The organism is Microcoleus anatoxicus (assembly GCF_042465725.1).
Classification (GTDB): domain Bacteria; phylum Cyanobacteriota; class Cyanobacteriia; order Cyanobacteriales; family Microcoleaceae; genus Microcoleus; species Microcoleus anatoxicus.
In genome coordinates, this window is record NZ_CP120853.1 from 48,324 (window position 1) to 66,050 (window position 17,727).

A 17,727-nucleotide genomic window follows, 5' to 3' on the forward strand; every position below is an offset into this window, starting at 1 on the left:
CCATAAAATGCTAACCTTAAAATCCCTAAAACCCCATCCAGTATTTTTAATGATTGTCGCCACAACGATAATCTTATTTGCTTGCAGTAGCGTGCGACACGCTTTGTTTCATTCCACTGCCTACGACTTAGCCATTTTTGACCAAGCCATTTATTTAATCTCTCAAAATCAAACGCCATTTTCTTCTTTAATGGCAGTTAATATTTTAGGCGATCACGCGGCCTTTATTTTTTATCCCCTGGCTTTACTGTACAAAATATATCCAGACGTTCACTGGCTGTTATTCGTACAAGCAATTTCCTTAGCTTTGGGTGCTTGGCCTAGTTGGAGTTTAGCACGTCAAGCAGGCTTAGATGAAAAAAAATCAATAGCAGTGGCAGCAGTTTATCTGCTTTATCCCGCAGTCTTTAATGTCAATCTTTTTGACTTTCATCCAGAAGTCATTGCTTTCCCGGCACTTTTAGCAGCAATCTTGGCAGCGCGGCTGAACAAAATAATATGGTTTTGTGCAGCCATTGTCTTGGTTTTGAGTTGCAAAGCCGTGTTATCTTTAACTGTGGCAGCCATGGGTTTGTGGCTGTTATTTTTTGACAAACAGCGGAATTGCGGACTAATCGCTTTATTTCTAGGTGTGGGTTGGTTTTTGATAGCAACTCAGGCCATTGTACCCTATTTTAATCAAGGGAAAGAACACGCGGGAATTGGCAGATATCAATATTTAGGTAAGTCGGTTTTAGAAATAGCTGCTAATTTGATATTGAAGCCCCATCTAATTTTAACACGTTTGTTTTCTGGGGAGACTTTTGGGTATTTAGCCTTATTGCTATTTCCGGTAATTTGGTGGATTTCTCCACGGCATCTGACACCTTTGATTAGTGCAGCGCCGATGTTAGCTATGAACATTCTTTCGGATATTCCGGCTCAACGAGATTTAATTCATCAATATTCTATTCCCATATTCCCGTTTTTATTGGTGGCAGTGATTGCCAATTTGTCTGACTATAATCAGCCGGAATTCAAAATACCTAAAATATTCGATCGCCTCAGAATTTCTAGTTTATCTTGGGAGCGTAATATCGTAATTTGGTCATTAATAAGTTTTTTGTGCTTGGCGAAATACGGCTATTTTTGGAGTATTTATTTAGAAGGCATTGACACTCTGCCGGCAACGAAAGAGGCAATTTCTCTGGTTCAAACTAAAGGCAATGTTTTAACGACATCGAATATTGCTCCGCACTTAAGTCACCGTCCTGTGGTAAAATTAGCTTTGGCTCACACGCCGCCTGCAAATCTGACAAAATTTGACTATGTGTTGCTGAATTGGCGCTATCCAGGCTGGATGAGCGATCGAGATTTTGTGCAAAACTTAGTAACCCAACTCACCAACAATCCCCAATTTCAACTGAAATATCAACGGGATGACATTTATTTATTTACTAAACAGCCCTAAATGCGATCGCCCACAATTTCAAATGCTTTACCACCAGCCAGCAGTGCGTAAACATAGCTAGCCGTCGGTGCCCTTAACTCTGACACCACTTCCCCCTAAGTCTGCGTTACCCAGTCAAGTAAATTTTAAATTACCAAAAAACTGGGTCTAAAGCCCCGTTACTTCGACTACGCTCAGCACATCGCCTTCTAGGACGGCTTTAATTCAAGTGTAAAGATGTCTTGCAAGCTACAAGTTTATAGCTACAATTGCTTGTAAGCATGATAGAATCATCTCATGATTGTACTAGAGTTCAAGTTAAAAGGCAAAGCACAGCAATACCGGGTCATCGACGAAATGATCCGCACAGCACAGTTTGTCCGAAACAAGGCTCTCAGATACTGGATCGATAATCAAGGGGTTAAGCTAATTGACCTGTACAAACAATGCGCCATCATGGCTCATGAATTTGAATGGGCAGGAAAACTTAACTCAATGGCACGTCAAGCTTCGGCCGAACGTGCCATTTTTGCTATCCAACGTTTCTTGGCCAATTGTAAGGCAAAGAAACCAGGGAAAAAGGGATACCCGCAGTTCAAAAAACACACTCGTTCGGTCGAATACAAAACATCAGGCTGGAAACTTTCTACTGATAAAAGATGCCTGACTTTCACGGACGGCTTTGCAGTGGGAACGTTTAGGCTGCTCGGTAGTCGAGACTTGCATTTCTATGCACCCAAGGAAATCAAGCGAGTTAGAGTAATTAGTCGAGCCGACGGTTACTACGCTCAGCTCTGTATTAATGTGGAGCGAGTAAAAGAGGTGGTTCCCACAGGTAAAGCCGTTGGCATAGACGTAGGATTAAACCATTTCTTAACCGATAGCAATGGGGAAACAGTTGCGAATCCTCGACATCTCCGTAAAAGCGAAAAAGCTTTGAAGCGGTTGCAAAAACGAGTTTCTCGCAAGAAGAAAGGTTCGGGCAATCGTAAAGGCGCGATTAATAAGCTAGGAAGAAAACATTTAAAGGTTAGTAGGCAACGTAAAGACTTCGCCATTAAGACGGCGTTGTGCGTAGTGAAATCTAGCGATTTTGTAGCTTATGAAAACCTTCAAGTGCGGAACATGGTGAAAAACCATAAGCTCGCTAAATCAATTAGCGATGCAGCATGGTCGCAGTTTGCTCAATGGTTGCAATATTTGGGAAAAGTGTACGGTAAAACAGTAGTTGCTGTTGCTCCTCAGTACACTTCCCAAGATTGTTCAAGTTGTGGCAATCGCGTTCAGAAGTCGCTCTCAATCAGAACTCATGTTTGCCTGTGTGGTACAGTGTTAGACCGCGACCATAATGCAGCTTTGAATATTCTGGCAAAGGGATTGAAAGCCCGTGCAGGAATTAATTTAAATACGGTGGGGCACACCGGAATTAACGCTTGGGGACAGACCGACCTCTATTCGCTGGTGGTGACATCAACGGGCAAGTTGACTGATTGATCCAAGAATCCCCGCGCGTTCACGCCGGGGAGTGTCAAATAAATATCAAGTGTTTAAAATCACCTTCTGCGGTACAATCATGAAAAGCTCGTGACATCCTCAACTCCGATCCTAAACTATGAATACAACAGAGAACACAACAGAAAAATCCAAACTCTCCAACGAAAAAACCTTGGAGGCTATGAAGAATTTCTCCGAAACTTACGCCAAGCGCACCGGGACTTACTTTTGTTCCGAGCTTTCTGTCACCGCAGTCGTAATTGAAGGACTAGCAAAAAACAAAGACGAACTAGGTGCTCCCCTATGCCCTTGTCGCCACTACGAAGACAAAGAGGCCGAGGTAAAAGCAGCCTACTGGAATTGTCCCTGCATTCCCATGCGGGAGCGCAAAGAGTGTCATTGTATGTTGTTTTTGACACCAGACAATGATTTTGCTGGAACGAGTCAGGAAATTGGAATGGATCAGCTTCAAGCAGTCAGAGAGACTATGTAATCAGTTAAGTAGGCGGGCGTTAACTAGCCGCAGTTTTGAAAACAAGTTTTTCTGTATAGATATTTTTAAGACTTAGCTATCAAAACTTTTAATCAAATCCGCCTACTACAATAGGTTGCTCCCAAAAAAAATGTCACTGGCGGGAGGACATCGCACAATAATTATTCAATATTTCTCATGAATTTCTCGAATCAACAATTTCAAATCTTAAATTTAAAACCAAATGGAACAGGAAATGCCGACGGAGTTTTGGCAAGGCATCGAAGAGTTTAACAGTAAACAATTTTATGCTTGTCACGATACTTTAGAGGCCTTGTGGATGGAAGCAGGCGAGCCGGAAAAAAGATTTTATCAAGGACTTTTACAAATTTCTGTGGGACTTTATCACTTAGGAAATCAAAACTGGCGCGGCGCTGTAATTTTGTTGGGAGAAGGGATAAATCGGCTCAGTTATTATCAGCCTAGTTATGCCGGAATTGCTGTGGCAGATTTGCTCCAACAAAGCACTCAACTATTGAATGCTTTGCAACAAGCGGGTTCGGAAAAAGTGGCGGATTTTTTACCATTATTAAGTGGCGTGGAAGTTGCTAATTTGCAATTGCCACGCATTAGTTATTAGTTATTAGTTATTGGTTATTGGTTATATCGTTTCCGGCTGCATCGGAATGATTTAACCTTACTAGAACGCAGAGAACACAGAGGGAGATAAGAGAGATGAATAATTCCGATGTTACCGGATTTGATATTATTGGTTAGTGGTTATTAGTTATTGCTTATTGGAGGTAGAGTCTGGAAGACTCAAAACAAACAAAATAAATAATTAATAACCAATAACCCTTCGACTTCGCTGGCTGGCGACGCCACTAACAATTAACAACTACGATCGCCACTTGACAGAACAGCCGATCGCCTCTGTACTCGAAGGCTCTACCGATTCATCCTTCAGCAATTGGGCGATCGCACTTCGTAGATAAGCCACCTGCACCGCTGCGGCATCGTCAGCATTGTCATCAATCAAACCTTTGTAACGCAATCTGCCATCTCGATCTAGCAAAAATACTTCCGGTGTTTTAGAAGCCCCAAAACTTTCAGCGACATCTTGAGCCACATCTCGGATGTAAGGAAAATTGAGTTGATTGTTAGCCGCAAATACTTTCATGTTTTCAAAACTGTCTTCGGGATATTGATTAGCATCATTAGCATTAATCCCGATTAAAGTAAAATCCTCGTTTTGAAAATCTGCTTGCAGTTCTTTTAGGCGATCGAGATACAGCTTCACGTAAGGGCAGTGATTGCACATAAATACTACCCCGATCGCCTGAAATTTTTCTAAATATCGAGCTAAATGGTGAACTTCTTCATCAACTCCCGGCAGTTCAAAATCTGGAGCGTAGCCATTAATCGGAGTACCCATTGTTTCCCTTAGTAATTTTTTTTCACAGTCAACAGTCAACAGTCAAGAATCATATAAAGTGCAACCTGAATCCATCTTAACCCTATTTTTCAATCCATATCAATCACAACCATCGGGTATTTTGTCAAAAACCCGGTGGTTATGTCAAGGACTAAATAGCTTGCTGGTGGGACAAATTTTTTCACCCTTTTTGTTTGTGTTCTAACCTTCGTCTTGCTTTAGCCAACCTTGAGCCACAGCTTGATATCCAATCATTTTGTATGCTAATTTAGCGGCTGTAAATTCTGAGACTACAGAATCTACAACAGGTGCTAATTCCATAATGTCACAGCCGATCACTTCGTAGGACTCGAAGACACGGCGCAAAAATCCAGTCAGCGAATACCAATTTAACCCGCCCGGTTCTGGAGTGCCAACCCCTGGAATTAAAGTCGGATCGATGCCATCTAAGTCTATAGTCAAAAATACTCGCTTAGTTGTGATACTGGCAATTGCCCGATCGGCCCAATCTGGTTGAGTAGCAATTTCCCTAGCTCTAATCACATTAAGCTGTTTTGCTTTAATCAAATCAGCTTCTTCCTTACAGATAGCACGAATGCCGATTTGCAGTGTGGGTAAACCCATATCAACCACCCGTCGCATCACACAGGCGTGGTTATGAATCGAACCTTCATACTCGTGTCGCAAGTCGCCGTGGGCATCAACTTGTATAACTGTGAAAGGTTCGTCTGGGTATGCTTGGCGATAACCTTCGACAACGCCGGCGGTGATGCTGTGTTCGCCTCCGAGGGAGATCACAAATTTATTTTCTGTAACTAACTGATACACTGCTTCTTGGGTGACTCGCAGCATTTCTAGGGATGAAACTGGTTGGCTGTTGCGGGTATCGGCGATCGGATCTTTTGTATAAATTCCGACATCGTAGCAAACTTCAGAATCGAGTTCTTCGTCGTAGCATTCGAGTTGATGAGAAGCTTCTAGAAGTTTGGCGGGCCCGTTTTCGCAGCCGCGACGGTAAGTGGTGGTAGCTTCGTAGGGAATTGGTAAAATAACTACTTTGGCGGTGTTGTAGTCGGGTACAATTTCTGAGCCTAGAAATGGTACGACAGCAGTGGAAACGATGGTTGGCATAGGGGAATTTTCAATAAGGCAAAAAATTCAGCATCTTTAATGGTGGCACAATATTGGCTCGTGCTGCAAAGGAAGAAGGAAGAAGGAAGAGGGAAGAAGTCACCCCCCCTCAGCCCCCCCCAAGGGGGGAAATTCAGGAAGAAGGAAGAAGGAAGAGGGAAGAAGATTTAACCGCAGAGGGCGCAGAGGGCGCAGAGGGAGGAGGGAAAGAAGGAAGGTTGCCTCGAATTGCGATACGGTTTGTGTTAAGGGTTTTGGTCTTTTGTACTGTTGAATTTTGAGTTTTTTACTTCTATGACTTCTTCTACGTTAACTACTGTCGCGCCTCAAACTTGGGTGTGGAAAGGCTTTCCGATTTGTTACCAGACTGCGGGAACCCAGGGGCCTGCGGTGGTTTTTGTCCACGGTTTCGGTGCGTCTTGGGGCCATTGGCGCAAGAATTTGCCGGCATTGGCTGTTGATTGTCGCTGTTATGCGATCGATCTGATCGGTTTTGGCGCTTCTGCTAAACCTGTGCCGAAATTGGAAATTGACTATTCTTTTGAGACTTGGGGTCAGCTAATTGCTGATTTTTGTCGGGAAGTTGCGGGGGGGCCTGCTTTTTTGGTGGGAAATTCGATCGGCTGTGTGGCGATTATGCAAGCTGCTGTGGATTTTCCTGAGATTGCTTCTGGTGTCGTTTTACTTAATTGTTCTTTGCGCTTGTTGCACGATCGCAAACGGGCCCAAATGCCTTGGTATCGCAGTTTAGGAGCGCCCATAGCACAAAAAGTTTTAAATGTCAAATGGATTAGTCAATTATTTTTCAAACAATTGGCCACGCCTAATACAGTGCGAAAAGTGCTTTTGCAAGCTTATCACCGTCCTGAAGCTGTTACTGATGAACTGATAGAAATGTTGTTGAAACCAGCGCGAGATCCTGGTGCTGTGGAAGTTTTTGTAGCATTTATTAGTTATTCTCAAGGCCCGTTACCGGAGGATTTGTTGCCTCGTTTGAGCTGTCCTGCTTTGATTTTGTGGGGTACGGATGACCCTTGGGAGCCGATCGCCCTTGGACGAGAATTGGCTAAATACCCGCCGGTTGAACAGTTTATTCCTTTGGAGGGGGTTGGCCATTGTCCCCAGGATGAAGCGCCGGAATTGGTGAATCCTATTTTACTTGATTGGATTAAAGGGCGATCGGCATTGCCAGCAAATTAGTATGATTGAACCGCGAAGACGCGAAGGACACGAAGGAAGAAGTGGGAAGAAGAAATTTCTACTCGTTACCAGGCTCTGGCCTGGTAATGCCGATCGGGAGGCTCTGCCGACCTTTCCTTCCCAAGCGAGGCAGAGCAAGAGTGATATGGGTTCCCAGGCTGGAGCCTGGGAACCAGTTATAGTTCAAACAAAGATGAAACTATCAGGTGTAAAGCCGCCTTGAATGACAGCTATTTGGTCTGATGTACCTGCTAAATTGATGGAGTTACCAACAATATTGTAGTTGGAAATATTCCCACGTAATTGGATGCGATCGATTCCTTGCTGAAAATCTTGAATCGATGCAAATCCGGTGCCACTATAGTATGTCTTGGTGGCATCTCCTAGTACAAAAATATCTCGACCCTGACCGCCAATCAGCGTATCCGTTTCATTACTTCCTGGTGCAGCACTCAAGGGATTTACTCCAATTAGGGTATCATTGCCAGCCAAACCTGATAGTGTATCGTTACCTTCTCCTCCTACTAAAGTATTGTTTTCGATGTTTCCGGTAAGGACATCTACATTGGGAGTACCTGTGACATTGACGAAATTCTCTGCCGTAAAATTCAGAGTGCCGATAGTGGGTATATTGTTAACCGCCAACTGATTCTGCGACAAGTCCACGTTAATAGAAGCTGTGCCGCTACCTGTAGAAGCATCGATGGTATTAATCTGTCCTAAAGGAGCAATTATGTCTTCTATGCTTTGCAGGGTATCATTACCGGCTGTGCCTTTGCTGACAAGGCCTTGAGCCTTCAGGGTAATGCCACTTCCTAGGGAAAGATAGCTAATTGTATCCGTCCCTAATCCTCCAATTATGCTGTCAGTGCCGCTACTACCTAGGATGAAGTTGTCTAAACTATCTCCGGTAATATTGTCGTTTCCTGCTGTGGTATTGATACTGTTGGCTGGCGGTGCGGGTGGAGTTTGGTTTTGGGGAGGTAGAGCAGAACTGGTAAGTTGTCCGCCTTGATTTTGAGGTGGTGGATTGCCTGGTGTACCTTGATTTTGAGGTGGTGGATTGCCTGGTCTGCCTTGATTTGGATCTGGTGGATTGCCTGGTGTATTAATTGAATTAGGATTAGGAAATAGTTGTGGCATGGTGTAATTACCTCGATTATTTTTCTAAGTTTCAAGCAGTTGTCAGGCTACAGAAATTGATTCTCGATCGCCCTTTGCTTGAGTCGCTACAATCATTAAGCTGGTTGAAGATGACATTTATCCCTGTGCTAGGATTACAGTTTTGTAATCTGGAGAAATTAGTGTTTTTCTGAATTTTGGGGTAAATTACGATCGCGGGAGTGGACGCGGTGGAATGCCCAAAATTTGAATCAACTGTGCTTCGCTGACTCCCAATTTTTTCGCTGCACCGGGAATATCTAAAGGAGGCGGCGGCGGTGGACAGGGCGGCCGATTCTTGTCACTTGGTGGTTCCGGGGGTTTGGGGGGTAGCCCCAATGCTTCGATTAACTTGGCTTCGGTGACTCCTAATTGTTTGGCCGCAGCAGCAAAATCTATACGGGGCGGATGTCTGCGCTCTTGACTTGGTTCTGGTGCGCTCTGGGCTAGTAGAGTATTAGAAGAACTAGCTGTAGTCCGATCGGGGAAAGTCAAGCTGCTAAATCCCAGCACCAAGGCTGTAGCAGGTAATGCGAGTAGTGAAGCAATTTTCATGATATTTAACATCGCCGAGCCAAAAATGTTGACAGCTACATTAAACTCCCAAAACATTACCTGCAACTCTGCGGATAGATTACAATTTTGTAATTTATTTAAATCAATGATGGAAGTCAGTAGTTATTTGTTATTTGTTATTTGTTATTTGTGATGAGCTACCAGCGCCCAATGCCCAATGCCCCATTCCCAATGCCCCATTCCCAATGCCCAACTTGAAAATCTATGAATGTTTTATATGTTGAAGATGAAGCAAAAATCGCCAATTTTGTTTGTATTGGTTTGAAAGAACAAGGCTTTGTCGTCGATTATTGCGATAATGGTAATGATGGCTACGATCGCGCGATGGATAATCAGTACGATGCGATCGTCCTGGATATTGTTTTACCGGGAAAAGATGGATTATCTATTCTGAAACTTCTGCGAAAGGCTGGACGCAATGTACCTGTGATTTTATTAACGGCTCGTAATGAATTAGACGATCGCATTGAAGGGTTACATCTCGGTGCTGATGACTATTTGGCGAAACCGTTTTTTGTAGAAGAGTTAGTTGCTCGGATTTATGCTGTGGTGCGACGGGCTTCTGGCGATCGCCAAAATATTCTCAGTGTTGGTCCAGTTAAGCTCGATCGCATTCTCCGAGAAGTTACCTGCGATTCTCATGCGGTAGAACTTACTACCCGTGAGTTTAATCTGTTGGAATATCTGATGCGATCGCCCGGTAGGGTACTCACTCGCACGCAAATCCTCGAACATATCTGGGGCTATGATTTTAATCCGAATACGAATGTGGTAGATGTCTGTATTCAACGCATTCGCAAGAAAATTGAACCTATCGGCGGTACGGGATGGGTTGAGAGCGTGCGGGGCGTTGGCTATCGGTTTCGCAAACCAACTTCCCCATCATGAAACTGCAATCTTTTCGCTTTCGGATTACTCTATTCTCGGCTGTTATGGCCAGTGTGGCTCTGATTGGCTTTAGTATTGTTTCGTGGTGGTTGATTTATGATGCTAAGGTGAAACGTCTTGATGCTGAAATCAAGAATCAGTTAATCCAATCTACCCGTCCCGCATCAACCCAATGGGATAATTATGCTAATTCTTTGCCATTATTTTTGGGGATGAATGGCAAAACAACTGTGGCTTTGCTGGTGAATGACAGAGATGGTAATTTGCTCTACAAATCGACTCAGTGGCAAGATGGAATTGATGCTGATTCACTCTGGCGATCGCTTCCTCAACCTCCTCCCGATCCTGTGAGAATACCTTTTGAATTAGCACCTCCCCCTCCACCTCTCAATGGAATTGATTCATTGTTACCGAGAGAAAGAAGACGTCCGCGCGATCGACCTCCTGAATTCGATCGCCCCGATTCATTCTCTCCCAGAGAAAGAAGACCTCCGCGCGATGGGCCTCCTGAATTCGATCGACCTGATTTTCCTCAAGTTTTCGAGGCTAAGCTAGCAACAAGGCGTACTAGCAAGACTATTTGGCGTGTAGGCGCAATTCATTCTCCTCAGACTCAAATAGCGATCGCCGTTAACTTACAGGCGATCGATCTAGAAATGACATCGATTGGTAATATCTTTCTGATATCAATTCCTGTAGTCCTTTTACTCGTAGCCGGTGGAGCCTGGGTGATATCGCGGAGTATTTTGTATCCAATTGGGCGACTAACTACAGCAATCCGCAATGTCACTGTACAAGGACTCGATCGTCGCGTGCCCCTTGGTTCAACGGATATAGAGTTTGTAGAATTAATTTCTGTGTTCAATCAAATGCTGGAACGTCTGGAACGGAGTTTTCAGCAAGCTTCTCGATTTAGTGGAGATGCTGCTCATGAATTAAAGACACCGCTGGCAATTTTGCAAGGCCAATTAGAACTGGCTTTGCATCAAGCCCCAGAGGAGTCAGAGATGCAACAAACTCTCAGTAAGTTATTGGATGAAGTGCGCCGACTGAGTGAAATTACCCGCAAACTTTTACTACTTTCTCTTGCTGATGCCGGACGGATGAGCTTAAATTGGGTTGAGGTGAATCTGTCTGCTCTGTTAGCTGAAATTGCTGAAGATATGGAACTGTTAGCACCAGATTTAGAAGTGCAAATGGCAATTGCTCCTAATTTATATATCAAGGGCGATCGCGATTTGCTGGTGCAGGTTTTGCAAAATCTGGTTGGTAATGCAATTAAATATAATTTGCCAGAGGGTTGGCTCAGGTTACAGGCTAACTGTCTGGGAAAAACAGTAATTGTGAAAATTGTCAATAGTTCTCAAGATATTTCTTTTGGCGAGGGCGATCGGATTTTCGATCGCTTCCATCGTGGCGACTCTAGTCAAACCCAAAAAATTGCAGGTTCGGGATTGGGACTAAGTTTAGCACGGGAAATAGCCAGGGCCCACGGTGGCGATATTCAGCTAGATGCTGCCATAGTTGGTCAAACAGGATTCACCCTTAGTTTACCTGTGGGCGATCGTGATTAACCTTAGATATTGCACCATTTTTAATGACTTCCCCAATTGCTCCCCATCACCGTTTCTTCAAATATCGAATTGCTTTGCTAATCAGTATTACTGTCATTATCCCTTTAGGTTACTTAGTGAGGTTTTCTCATGGTCCAACGCCGGCATGGTTCAACGACTCTTTTGGAAGCATCGCTTATGAAATATTTTGGATTTTGCTAACAGTTTTCTTGTGGCCACAAGCTTCGCTGGTTTGGACTGCTTTTGGGGTGTGTTTAGCTACCTGCGGATTGGAGTTTCTTCAACTGTGGCAACCTCCTTTTTTGCAAGCAGCTAGAGCTACTTTACTGGGACGACTGGTATTGGGAAACTCATTTACTTGGTCGGATTTTCCACCCTATTTTGTAGGTAGTTTGTTGGGTTGGGTGTACGTGCGGTGGCTAGCTAAATTGAACTTGATTAGGTAGGTAGAGTTTCATTTGATATAATACCATTTTCATAAAGTCCTACTACAGATGTAGTTCTTAGCCCCCCCCTTGGCAAGGGGGGGTTGGGGGGGTAGATATGTAGCGCTACTTTATGAAATTGATATAAGTCCCCTAGCCTAAAAAAAAGGACACAGCACTGCTGTGTCCCTAAAAATACCATGTTGAAAACTATCGACCTGAGTGAGACTTTTTACTCAACCAATCCTTCCCCAATCTGATAGTCACATCCGATTGCAAAGAACCGGTACTCTCAACCAAAACATCCCCAAAACCCACAGACTGGCGAATTGCTTCCGCACCTTTAACATCCCCATCTTGAGCCACAAAAGTAGTGACATCCAAGGGTTCTGGCCAATCTTTATAAACCTGAACATTCCGATAGCCAGCGCGAGTCAATGTCTTGACAAAATCTTCCACCGCAGCTTCATCACCGGTACTATCTTGAATCGCAACTTTCAGAAAAGTCGCATCAGCATTCTCGATTTTCCAAGTATTTTGACCGAAGTCAAAATGTTCGGACACCATAGTTTCGATCGCATTTTGATCGGGCAACCAGTAACTAGCCTTATAGTCCTTGGCATCGCTGAACTTACCGGGAACCATCAACATTTGCACGCTAGAGCGATCGGTTTTCGTCGCAAAACCAGCCAAAGCCACTAATTCCTCAACACTCAAATTTGTGTCAATATGAGACTGAATTACCGACAAAATTTTGGGCAATCGAGAAAGCAGACCGACATTAACTTCCTGTTCCACAAAAGCGCGCATCAACAATTGTTGGCGCTGCACTCTACCGATATCGCCCAAATTGTCGTGGCGATAAAGCAAATAGTGTACGATTTGTTCGCCGTTTAGCTTCTGCTTACCAGCCTTTAAATCTATATATAAATGCTGGCTTTCATCGGTATATTTCATGTCTTTAGGGACATTAATTGTCAGGCCACCAAGGGCATCGACTAAGCTTTTTATGCCTTGAATATTGAGGGTGACATAGCGGTCAATTCCCACACCGCCCAGGAGTCCGCTGACCGATTTGGCTGAGGAAGCCGGACCGCCATAGTAATTAGCTTCGTTGATTTTCACCTCCCCCCTACCTTCAACATAGGTGCGGGTATCTCGCGGAATAGAAAGTACGCTTAACTTTTGATTTTGAGGGTCGAACCTAACCAGCAACATGGTGTCAGTTAACCCTTTAAAAGAGTTTTGCCACACATCGTATCCCTGTTCCTTGTCGGGATGACCGTCAAGGTCGGAACTCAGAACCTTAAGTCCTAAAACTAAAATATTTACTGGGCGAGTGAGCTCTGGCATTTTCATGCTCAGCTTGGCCATATCCCCTTGAGAAAACACCGCCGCTTCTTCTGGGGTCAACTTCTGTTGCTGAAGCGGGGTTGTGGACAGAGAAACGGCTAGCAGTGCTCCGGCTGTGGCTGAGAGCATGGCGACTCCAGCTAAACCAAAACCAAATCCCAGCCAACGGCCTCGATGAGGCTGGGCAGATTTTCTGGTTGAGGGATTGGTGGCTGGTTGTTTGGTAGGGTCTTGATTAGGAGTTTTTTGAGCTGGCACTGGCTTCCTCACACACAATAAGAATAAAAAAAGATAATGGCAATTTGTAGTATCAACCTGAAGAGGCAATCAATCAATACGGTAAGGGCGGAAAATAACCCTAAATTATGATAGATGTTTGCCGACCAATTTTTCGGCTACGTGGCTAATGCCGGGGAGCCAGAGTGGTTGGCGTCTCCAAAGCCGAAACATCAGACTGAGGCTGATGATGAAATAGCTGGTTGTCAACAGGCTACTCATTAATAACATGGGAAGTGTCCAAGATTCCGCAGAAATGGCGACCGCTTCTAAAAAAATATGCCCTAACAGCCAACTTAAAGCTAGGGCAATGGCTAAACGGCTGACGGCTTTGTGTTCGGGGCTGCCCTGGTGGCGGTAAAGTTTCCACAGGGCAGGAAAAAAGCCGATGACGGGGATGAGTAGTACAAACAGACTTACTCGATCGAGTTCAGGATTTTCTAAGGGATCTCTGTTTTTCATATTTTTATCTACATTCGCAAGTTAAAACTTCCAACTCAAAATTCCTCAGCCCCCAGACCCACATTTTGATAAACTGGATACAGCCAAGGAGACAGGAGAACAGACGAAAGCCATGACCAAATCCCAAAAACCGATAGTTATTGCTCCATCTATATTATCAGCCGATTTTAGCCGTCTTGGAGATGAGATTCAGGCGATCGACAAAGCTGGGGCTGACTGGATTCACGTAGATGTGATGGATGGTCGCTTTGTTCCTAATATTACGATCGGACCGCTGATTGTAGAAGCAATTCGCCCCGTGACTAAGAAACCTCTGGATGTCCACTTGATGATTGTGGAACCGGAGAAGTATGTTGAAGACTTTGCGAAGGCTGGTGCTGACATTATTTCCGTTCACGCCGAACACAATGCTTCGCCTCACTTGCACCGCACTCTCGGTCAAATTCGGGAATTGGGCAAAATGGCTGGTGTGGTTCTGAATCCTTCGACTCCTTTGGAGTTGATTGAGTACGTGCTGGAACTTTGCGATTTGGTGCTGATTATGAGCGTCAATCCGGGTTTTGGCGGCCAAAGTTTTATTCCGACTGTGTTGCCAAAAATTCGCCAGTTGCGCCAAATGTGCGATGAGAGAGGTCTCGATCCTTGGATTGAGGTGGATGGCGGTTTGAAGGTGGACAATACTTGGCAGGTTTTGGAAGCGGGCGCAAATGCTGTTGTCGCCGGTTCTGCCGTGTTTAAGGCGAAGGATTATGCAGGGGCAATCGAGGGTATCCGCAACAGCAAGCGCCCGACTCCTGAGTTGGCCGCTGTTTAATTCCAAAATGCGATCGCATTCGATGAATTAGTAATAATCACAGCGGTTTGCAGTCAGGACAAATAGTTTTTATTGAAAAATGGAAGAGCAAATTCTTCCATTTTTTTTACGATCGAGCAGCGAAAGTATTAGCTAATAGGGAACCCGATCTAAATGTCAAATCATCTATAGCAATCCTAAATCATTTGTGAATTTCTTGCTCCCGGACCTTAGCAAGGTCCGGGTAGGGGTGGGGTAAAAAACTTACGACTCCTGCAAGGATTGCTATATCTGGCTGTATAATATAGCTAGGTCAAAAATGGAAAAGCAATGACGATCGCCATTACCCGCCATCCAACAAACGAATTAGCCGAACGCGGTTGGCGCACCGAAGAAATCGTCCAACCCGATGGCAGCAGGGTTTTCGAGGATATTCCCCTGACTGGGGAAGAATTTCTCCATCCAGAAGAGGGATATCATTTGCCAAATAGCACTTTTCACGATCGCATAGCAGGAGATATTAAAGATATTCTCACTCGCCACTACGCTAACGATCCAACAACAGCGGTTTTTCGCGATCTCATAGTTCGCTGGGGAATTTCCGATTTAAAAGATCATTGTCCCGATACTTGCGTGGTGTTTGGCATTCAAAATAAAGAGCAGGTGCGGACAGAGTTTTTAGTGAACTCTGAAGGCGCGCGTCCGTCTTTAATTGTTGAAGTGGTTTCGCCTCAATATCGCAAAGAGGATCGAGAAATCAAAGTCCAACAATACGCGAGGGCCAGCGTACAGGAATATATCATTTTCGATCGGCGACGCCAGCGAGGTCAAATGCTGGATGAGGTGTTGGGCTACCGTTTAATGGATGGCATCTACGTGCCGATTACTCCCGATGAAGAGGGACGCATTATGTGCGAAACCGTGGGTTTGTGGATGGGATTGCACGACGGCGAGGTGGTGATGGTGGATGCTCAAACTCAAGAGCGCCTGCTCAGATCCACAGAGTTCGAACATTGGGCGATTCAAGCCGAACAGCGAGCTACTCAAGCCGAGCAGCGAGTTGCCCAATTAGCCGAATTTTTGCGATCGCAGGGTATCGATCCCGATCGAATTTGAGCTTTGACGGGAATCCCCACACTATACCGATCGAGGTTAGTGTCGGATGAAAAGGGTTAAACTCAACGATATACACTCTGGATTAAAGAAACACTACGAGGCTGATGTAATTCTTCACCAAAATATTGCAACCTAAATAGACAATCTCTAAACGGTTGTTACGTTGAATCAATCGCGCCACATCCTTAGCACCCCGATCGCCAATACCATTGGTTCCCAATAATAAGCTAGCGATCGCATCATTGTTTGCCAATGCTTCAGTCACTAAATGACATCCCATTACACCTAAATCTTGCTTGCACAAATCAAGTCGTCCATCGGGCATTACTGTGCCGCGCGGGAAGACTATTTTTTGAGCGAGCGGTCGATCGGTTTGGAGATAATCGATTAACGATTTGAGTTCCATTACAACTTCGGAGGAAGAGTCTATGGGATTGGGTAACGGACAGTGAAGAGCGGTATTTATCATCTTTGCTACCAGGGATAGGGGGCGTAGTCTTTAAGAAAATGACCGTAAATCGGAGGATCGGGGTTTTCAATACCTTGAACGATCGGATCGTAAATTCTTGCCATCCCATCAATCGCATCTAAGGGCGTGTAAAAGCCTTGTTCTCCTTGAACTCGTATTTTCTTAGGATCGGGATTTTCATTGGTAATCCAACCCGTATCGACGCTGTTCATGAAAATATTAGATCGAGCATAATCAACTGCCGAGGTTCGCGTCATCATATTCAAAGCTGCTTTTGCCATATTGGTATGGGGATGATAGGATGTTTTACTGGATCGGTTGAATTGTCCTTCCATTGCTGAAACGTTGATGATAAATCGTCTTTCAAAGGATGAATGAAGTAGTAATGGTTTGAGTTGACTGTTAAGAATGAAGGGTGCGATCGCGTTCACCACCTGTACTTCAAGTAACTCAATCGTATTTACCTCATCTAGTTTTAGCAACCAGCTATTCTCGGGGCGAAGATCCAGTTGTTGTCCGTCAGCATCGAAGCAATCGCGCGGGAAGTAATCGGCGATCGCACCCGGTAGGCGATCTTTGTAATTCGGTTGACTTTCGAGTAAAAGAGATTGATGTCGAGGTAATTGCTCCTTTAATAGATTGCGATCGATCGGGATTAATGCTTGGGCGTTGTTACTGAGTATTTGTGATGCTTCTTCTTCTCGCTCTAAGAGATGCTGATAAAATGCCAATGGACGCTTGATAGTTTGAGCTGCATTGTTGATAATCAGATCGAGAGCTGATTCAGTATGGAATAAATCCCGTACAAATGTTTCTACTGCTGGAATATTTCGCAGATCGAGTCCGTGAATTTGCAGGCGATCGCGCCACTGCTCGAAATCGGGTTCTAGACTATAGCGATTAGCACAGTCATAGGGAAATCTTGTGGTCAGAATCACCCTAGCACCATCTTGCAACAGTCGCAATCCCATCTGATAGCCAATCTTGATGCGTCCACCTGTCACTAATGCAGTTCGCCCAACTAAATGGGTTCGCTGTTGTCGTTTTTGGTAATTAAATTGAGCACATTTTGGGCAAAGTGAATGATAAAAAAAATGAATTTCTGTATAGGGTGTTTTGCAAATGTAACAAAGGATGGGCTTGTGCAAATGCTGCGATCGGGTTGTTGATTCTGGTAAGGCAGCCCATGGCTGTTGTTGGCGCTGATGCTGCACCATGACGGTTGATGCTTTGAGTTGGCTATCTTCAATTCGTCGTTGTTGTTGTTGAGTTTGACGCCAACCTTTGCGTCCCTGTTTGTAGATTTTGGCAATCAAACTTTTGAAGCGATCGTGTTCGCGAATGACCGCTGGATCTTCTGAAATTTGTTGCAGAACATTGAGGCAAATTTCTAATTGGTCTGGTGGGATATTCATCTTGACCAACAAACAGGAGAAATTGAGCGCGAAAACCCCTTCATATATCCAGATTTGA

General features: G+C 44.5%; 18 protein-coding genes. 10 read left to right on the top strand and 8 right to left on the bottom strand.

The window, feature by feature from the left end; all coding sequences use genetic code 11:
* The first annotated feature begins 7 nt into the window (after positions 1-7).
* The 4 genes from P2A85_RS00175 (at position 8) to P2A85_RS00190 (ending at position 4,035) form a co-directional block, all read left to right on the top strand.
* Entirely contained in the window at positions 8-1,450 is a 1,443-nt protein-coding gene (locus P2A85_RS00175; RefSeq protein ID WP_377476933.1) for a DUF2079 domain-containing protein, read from the top strand.
* A gap of 276 nt (positions 1,451-1,726) precedes the next feature.
* Positions 1,727-2,923, top strand: a complete 1,197-nt coding sequence (locus tag P2A85_RS00180) for an RNA-guided endonuclease InsQ/TnpB family protein (RefSeq protein ID WP_377476934.1) — start codon at positions 1,727-1,729, stop codon at positions 2,921-2,923.
* Between the two features lie 118 nt (positions 2,924-3,041).
* Positions 3,042-3,416 carry a ferredoxin-thioredoxin reductase catalytic domain-containing protein gene (locus P2A85_RS00185; protein WP_340523405.1) on the top strand — a complete coding sequence of 125 codons (375 nt, stop codon included), beginning with the start codon at positions 3,042-3,044 and terminating at the stop codon, positions 3,414-3,416.
* Between the two features lie 223 nt (positions 3,417-3,639).
* Positions 3,640-4,035 carry a DUF309 domain-containing protein gene (locus tag P2A85_RS00190; protein WP_340523404.1) on the top strand — a complete coding sequence of 132 codons (396 nt, stop codon included), beginning with the start codon at positions 3,640-3,642 and terminating at the stop codon, positions 4,033-4,035.
* Between the two features lie 258 nt (positions 4,036-4,293).
* Here P2A85_RS00190 and P2A85_RS00195 read toward each other — a convergent pair whose 3' ends face one another.
* Positions 4,294-4,830, bottom strand: coding sequence for a thioredoxin family protein (locus tag P2A85_RS00195; RefSeq protein WP_377476935.1), 537 nt, complete (start codon positions 4,828-4,830; stop codon positions 4,294-4,296).
* 201 nt (positions 4,831-5,031) lie between these two features.
* The gene (gene speB / locus P2A85_RS00200) at positions 5,032-5,961 is read right to left on the bottom strand and encodes an agmatinase (protein WP_377476936.1); all 930 of its coding nucleotides are present in this window, start codon (positions 5,959-5,961) and stop codon (positions 5,032-5,034) included.
* Between the two features lie 294 nt (positions 5,962-6,255).
* Between speB and P2A85_RS00205 the strand changes: the two genes are divergently transcribed.
* Positions 6,256-7,161: an alpha/beta fold hydrolase gene (locus P2A85_RS00205; RefSeq protein ID WP_377476937.1), complete on the top strand. Its 906-nt coding sequence runs from the start codon at positions 6,256-6,258 to the stop codon at positions 7,159-7,161.
* Positions 7,162-7,344: 183 nt separating this feature from the next.
* On the opposite strand, the gene P2A85_RS00210 is transcribed toward P2A85_RS00205, so the two are convergent.
* Together P2A85_RS00210 and P2A85_RS00215 are read right to left on the bottom strand one after the other, a co-directional pair.
* On the bottom strand, positions 7,345-8,304 hold the full coding sequence (locus tag P2A85_RS00210) for a M10 family metallopeptidase C-terminal domain-containing protein (protein ID WP_377476938.1): 960 nt from the start codon (positions 8,302-8,304) through the stop codon (positions 7,345-7,347).
* Positions 8,305-8,490: 186 nt separating this feature from the next.
* Positions 8,491-8,934, bottom strand: coding sequence for a hypothetical protein (locus P2A85_RS00215; RefSeq protein WP_377476940.1), 444 nt, complete (start codon positions 8,932-8,934; stop codon positions 8,491-8,493).
* Between the two features lie 168 nt (positions 8,935-9,102).
* Here P2A85_RS00215 and P2A85_RS00220 point away from each other — a divergent pair, with 168 nt between their 5' ends.
* From P2A85_RS00220 to P2A85_RS00230, 3 genes are read left to right on the top strand one after another with little or no spacing between them, the layout of a single operon-like run.
* Positions 9,103-9,786: a response regulator transcription factor gene (locus tag P2A85_RS00220; protein ID WP_340523388.1), complete on the top strand. Its 684-nt coding sequence runs from the start codon at positions 9,103-9,105 to the stop codon at positions 9,784-9,786.
* Positions 9,783-11,360, top strand: a complete 1,578-nt coding sequence (locus tag P2A85_RS00225; RefSeq protein ID WP_377476942.1) for a sensor histidine kinase — start codon at positions 9,783-9,785, stop codon at positions 11,358-11,360. Before P2A85_RS00220 ends, P2A85_RS00225 begins: the two co-directional genes overlap by 4 nt.
* 23 nt (positions 11,361-11,383) lie before the next feature.
* The gene (locus P2A85_RS00230) at positions 11,384-11,806 is read left to right on the top strand and encodes a DUF2809 domain-containing protein (protein WP_377476943.1); all 423 of its coding nucleotides are present in this window, start codon (positions 11,384-11,386) and stop codon (positions 11,804-11,806) included.
* A 189-nt stretch (positions 11,807-11,995) separates the two neighbouring features.
* On the opposite strand, the gene P2A85_RS00235 is transcribed toward P2A85_RS00230, so the two are convergent.
* Complete coding sequence (locus tag P2A85_RS00235) at positions 11,996-13,396, bottom strand: LCP family protein (protein WP_377476944.1); 1,401 nt, start codon at positions 13,394-13,396, stop codon at positions 11,996-11,998.
* A gap of 105 nt (positions 13,397-13,501) precedes the next feature.
* Positions 13,502-13,876, bottom strand: coding sequence for a hypothetical protein (locus P2A85_RS00240; protein WP_377476945.1), 375 nt, complete (start codon positions 13,874-13,876; stop codon positions 13,502-13,504).
* Between the two features lie 112 nt (positions 13,877-13,988).
* Between P2A85_RS00240 and rpe the strand changes: the two genes are divergently transcribed.
* Both rpe and P2A85_RS00250 read left to right on the top strand, forming a co-directional pair.
* On the top strand, positions 13,989-14,690 hold the full coding sequence (rpe, locus tag P2A85_RS00245; RefSeq protein ID WP_340523381.1) for a ribulose-phosphate 3-epimerase: 702 nt from the start codon (positions 13,989-13,991) through the stop codon (positions 14,688-14,690).
* Positions 14,691-14,999: 309 nt separating this feature from the next.
* Positions 15,000-15,785, top strand: a complete 786-nt coding sequence (locus P2A85_RS00250; protein ID WP_377476946.1) for a Uma2 family endonuclease — start codon at positions 15,000-15,002, stop codon at positions 15,783-15,785.
* A gap of 82 nt (positions 15,786-15,867) precedes the next feature.
* On the opposite strand, the gene P2A85_RS00255 is transcribed toward P2A85_RS00250, so the two are convergent.
* Together P2A85_RS00255 and P2A85_RS00260 are read right to left on the bottom strand one after the other, a co-directional pair.
* Positions 15,868-16,254 (bottom strand): hypothetical protein, encoded by a 387-nt coding sequence (locus tag P2A85_RS00255; protein WP_377476947.1) that lies wholly within the window; start codon positions 16,252-16,254, stop codon positions 15,868-15,870.
* 5 nt (positions 16,255-16,259) lie between these two features.
* A complete protein-coding gene (locus tag P2A85_RS00260; protein ID WP_377476948.1) occupies positions 16,260-17,669 on the bottom strand; it encodes an SDR family NAD(P)-dependent oxidoreductase in 1,410 nt (469 codons plus the stop codon).
* Positions 17,670-17,727: the final 58 nt, after the last annotated feature.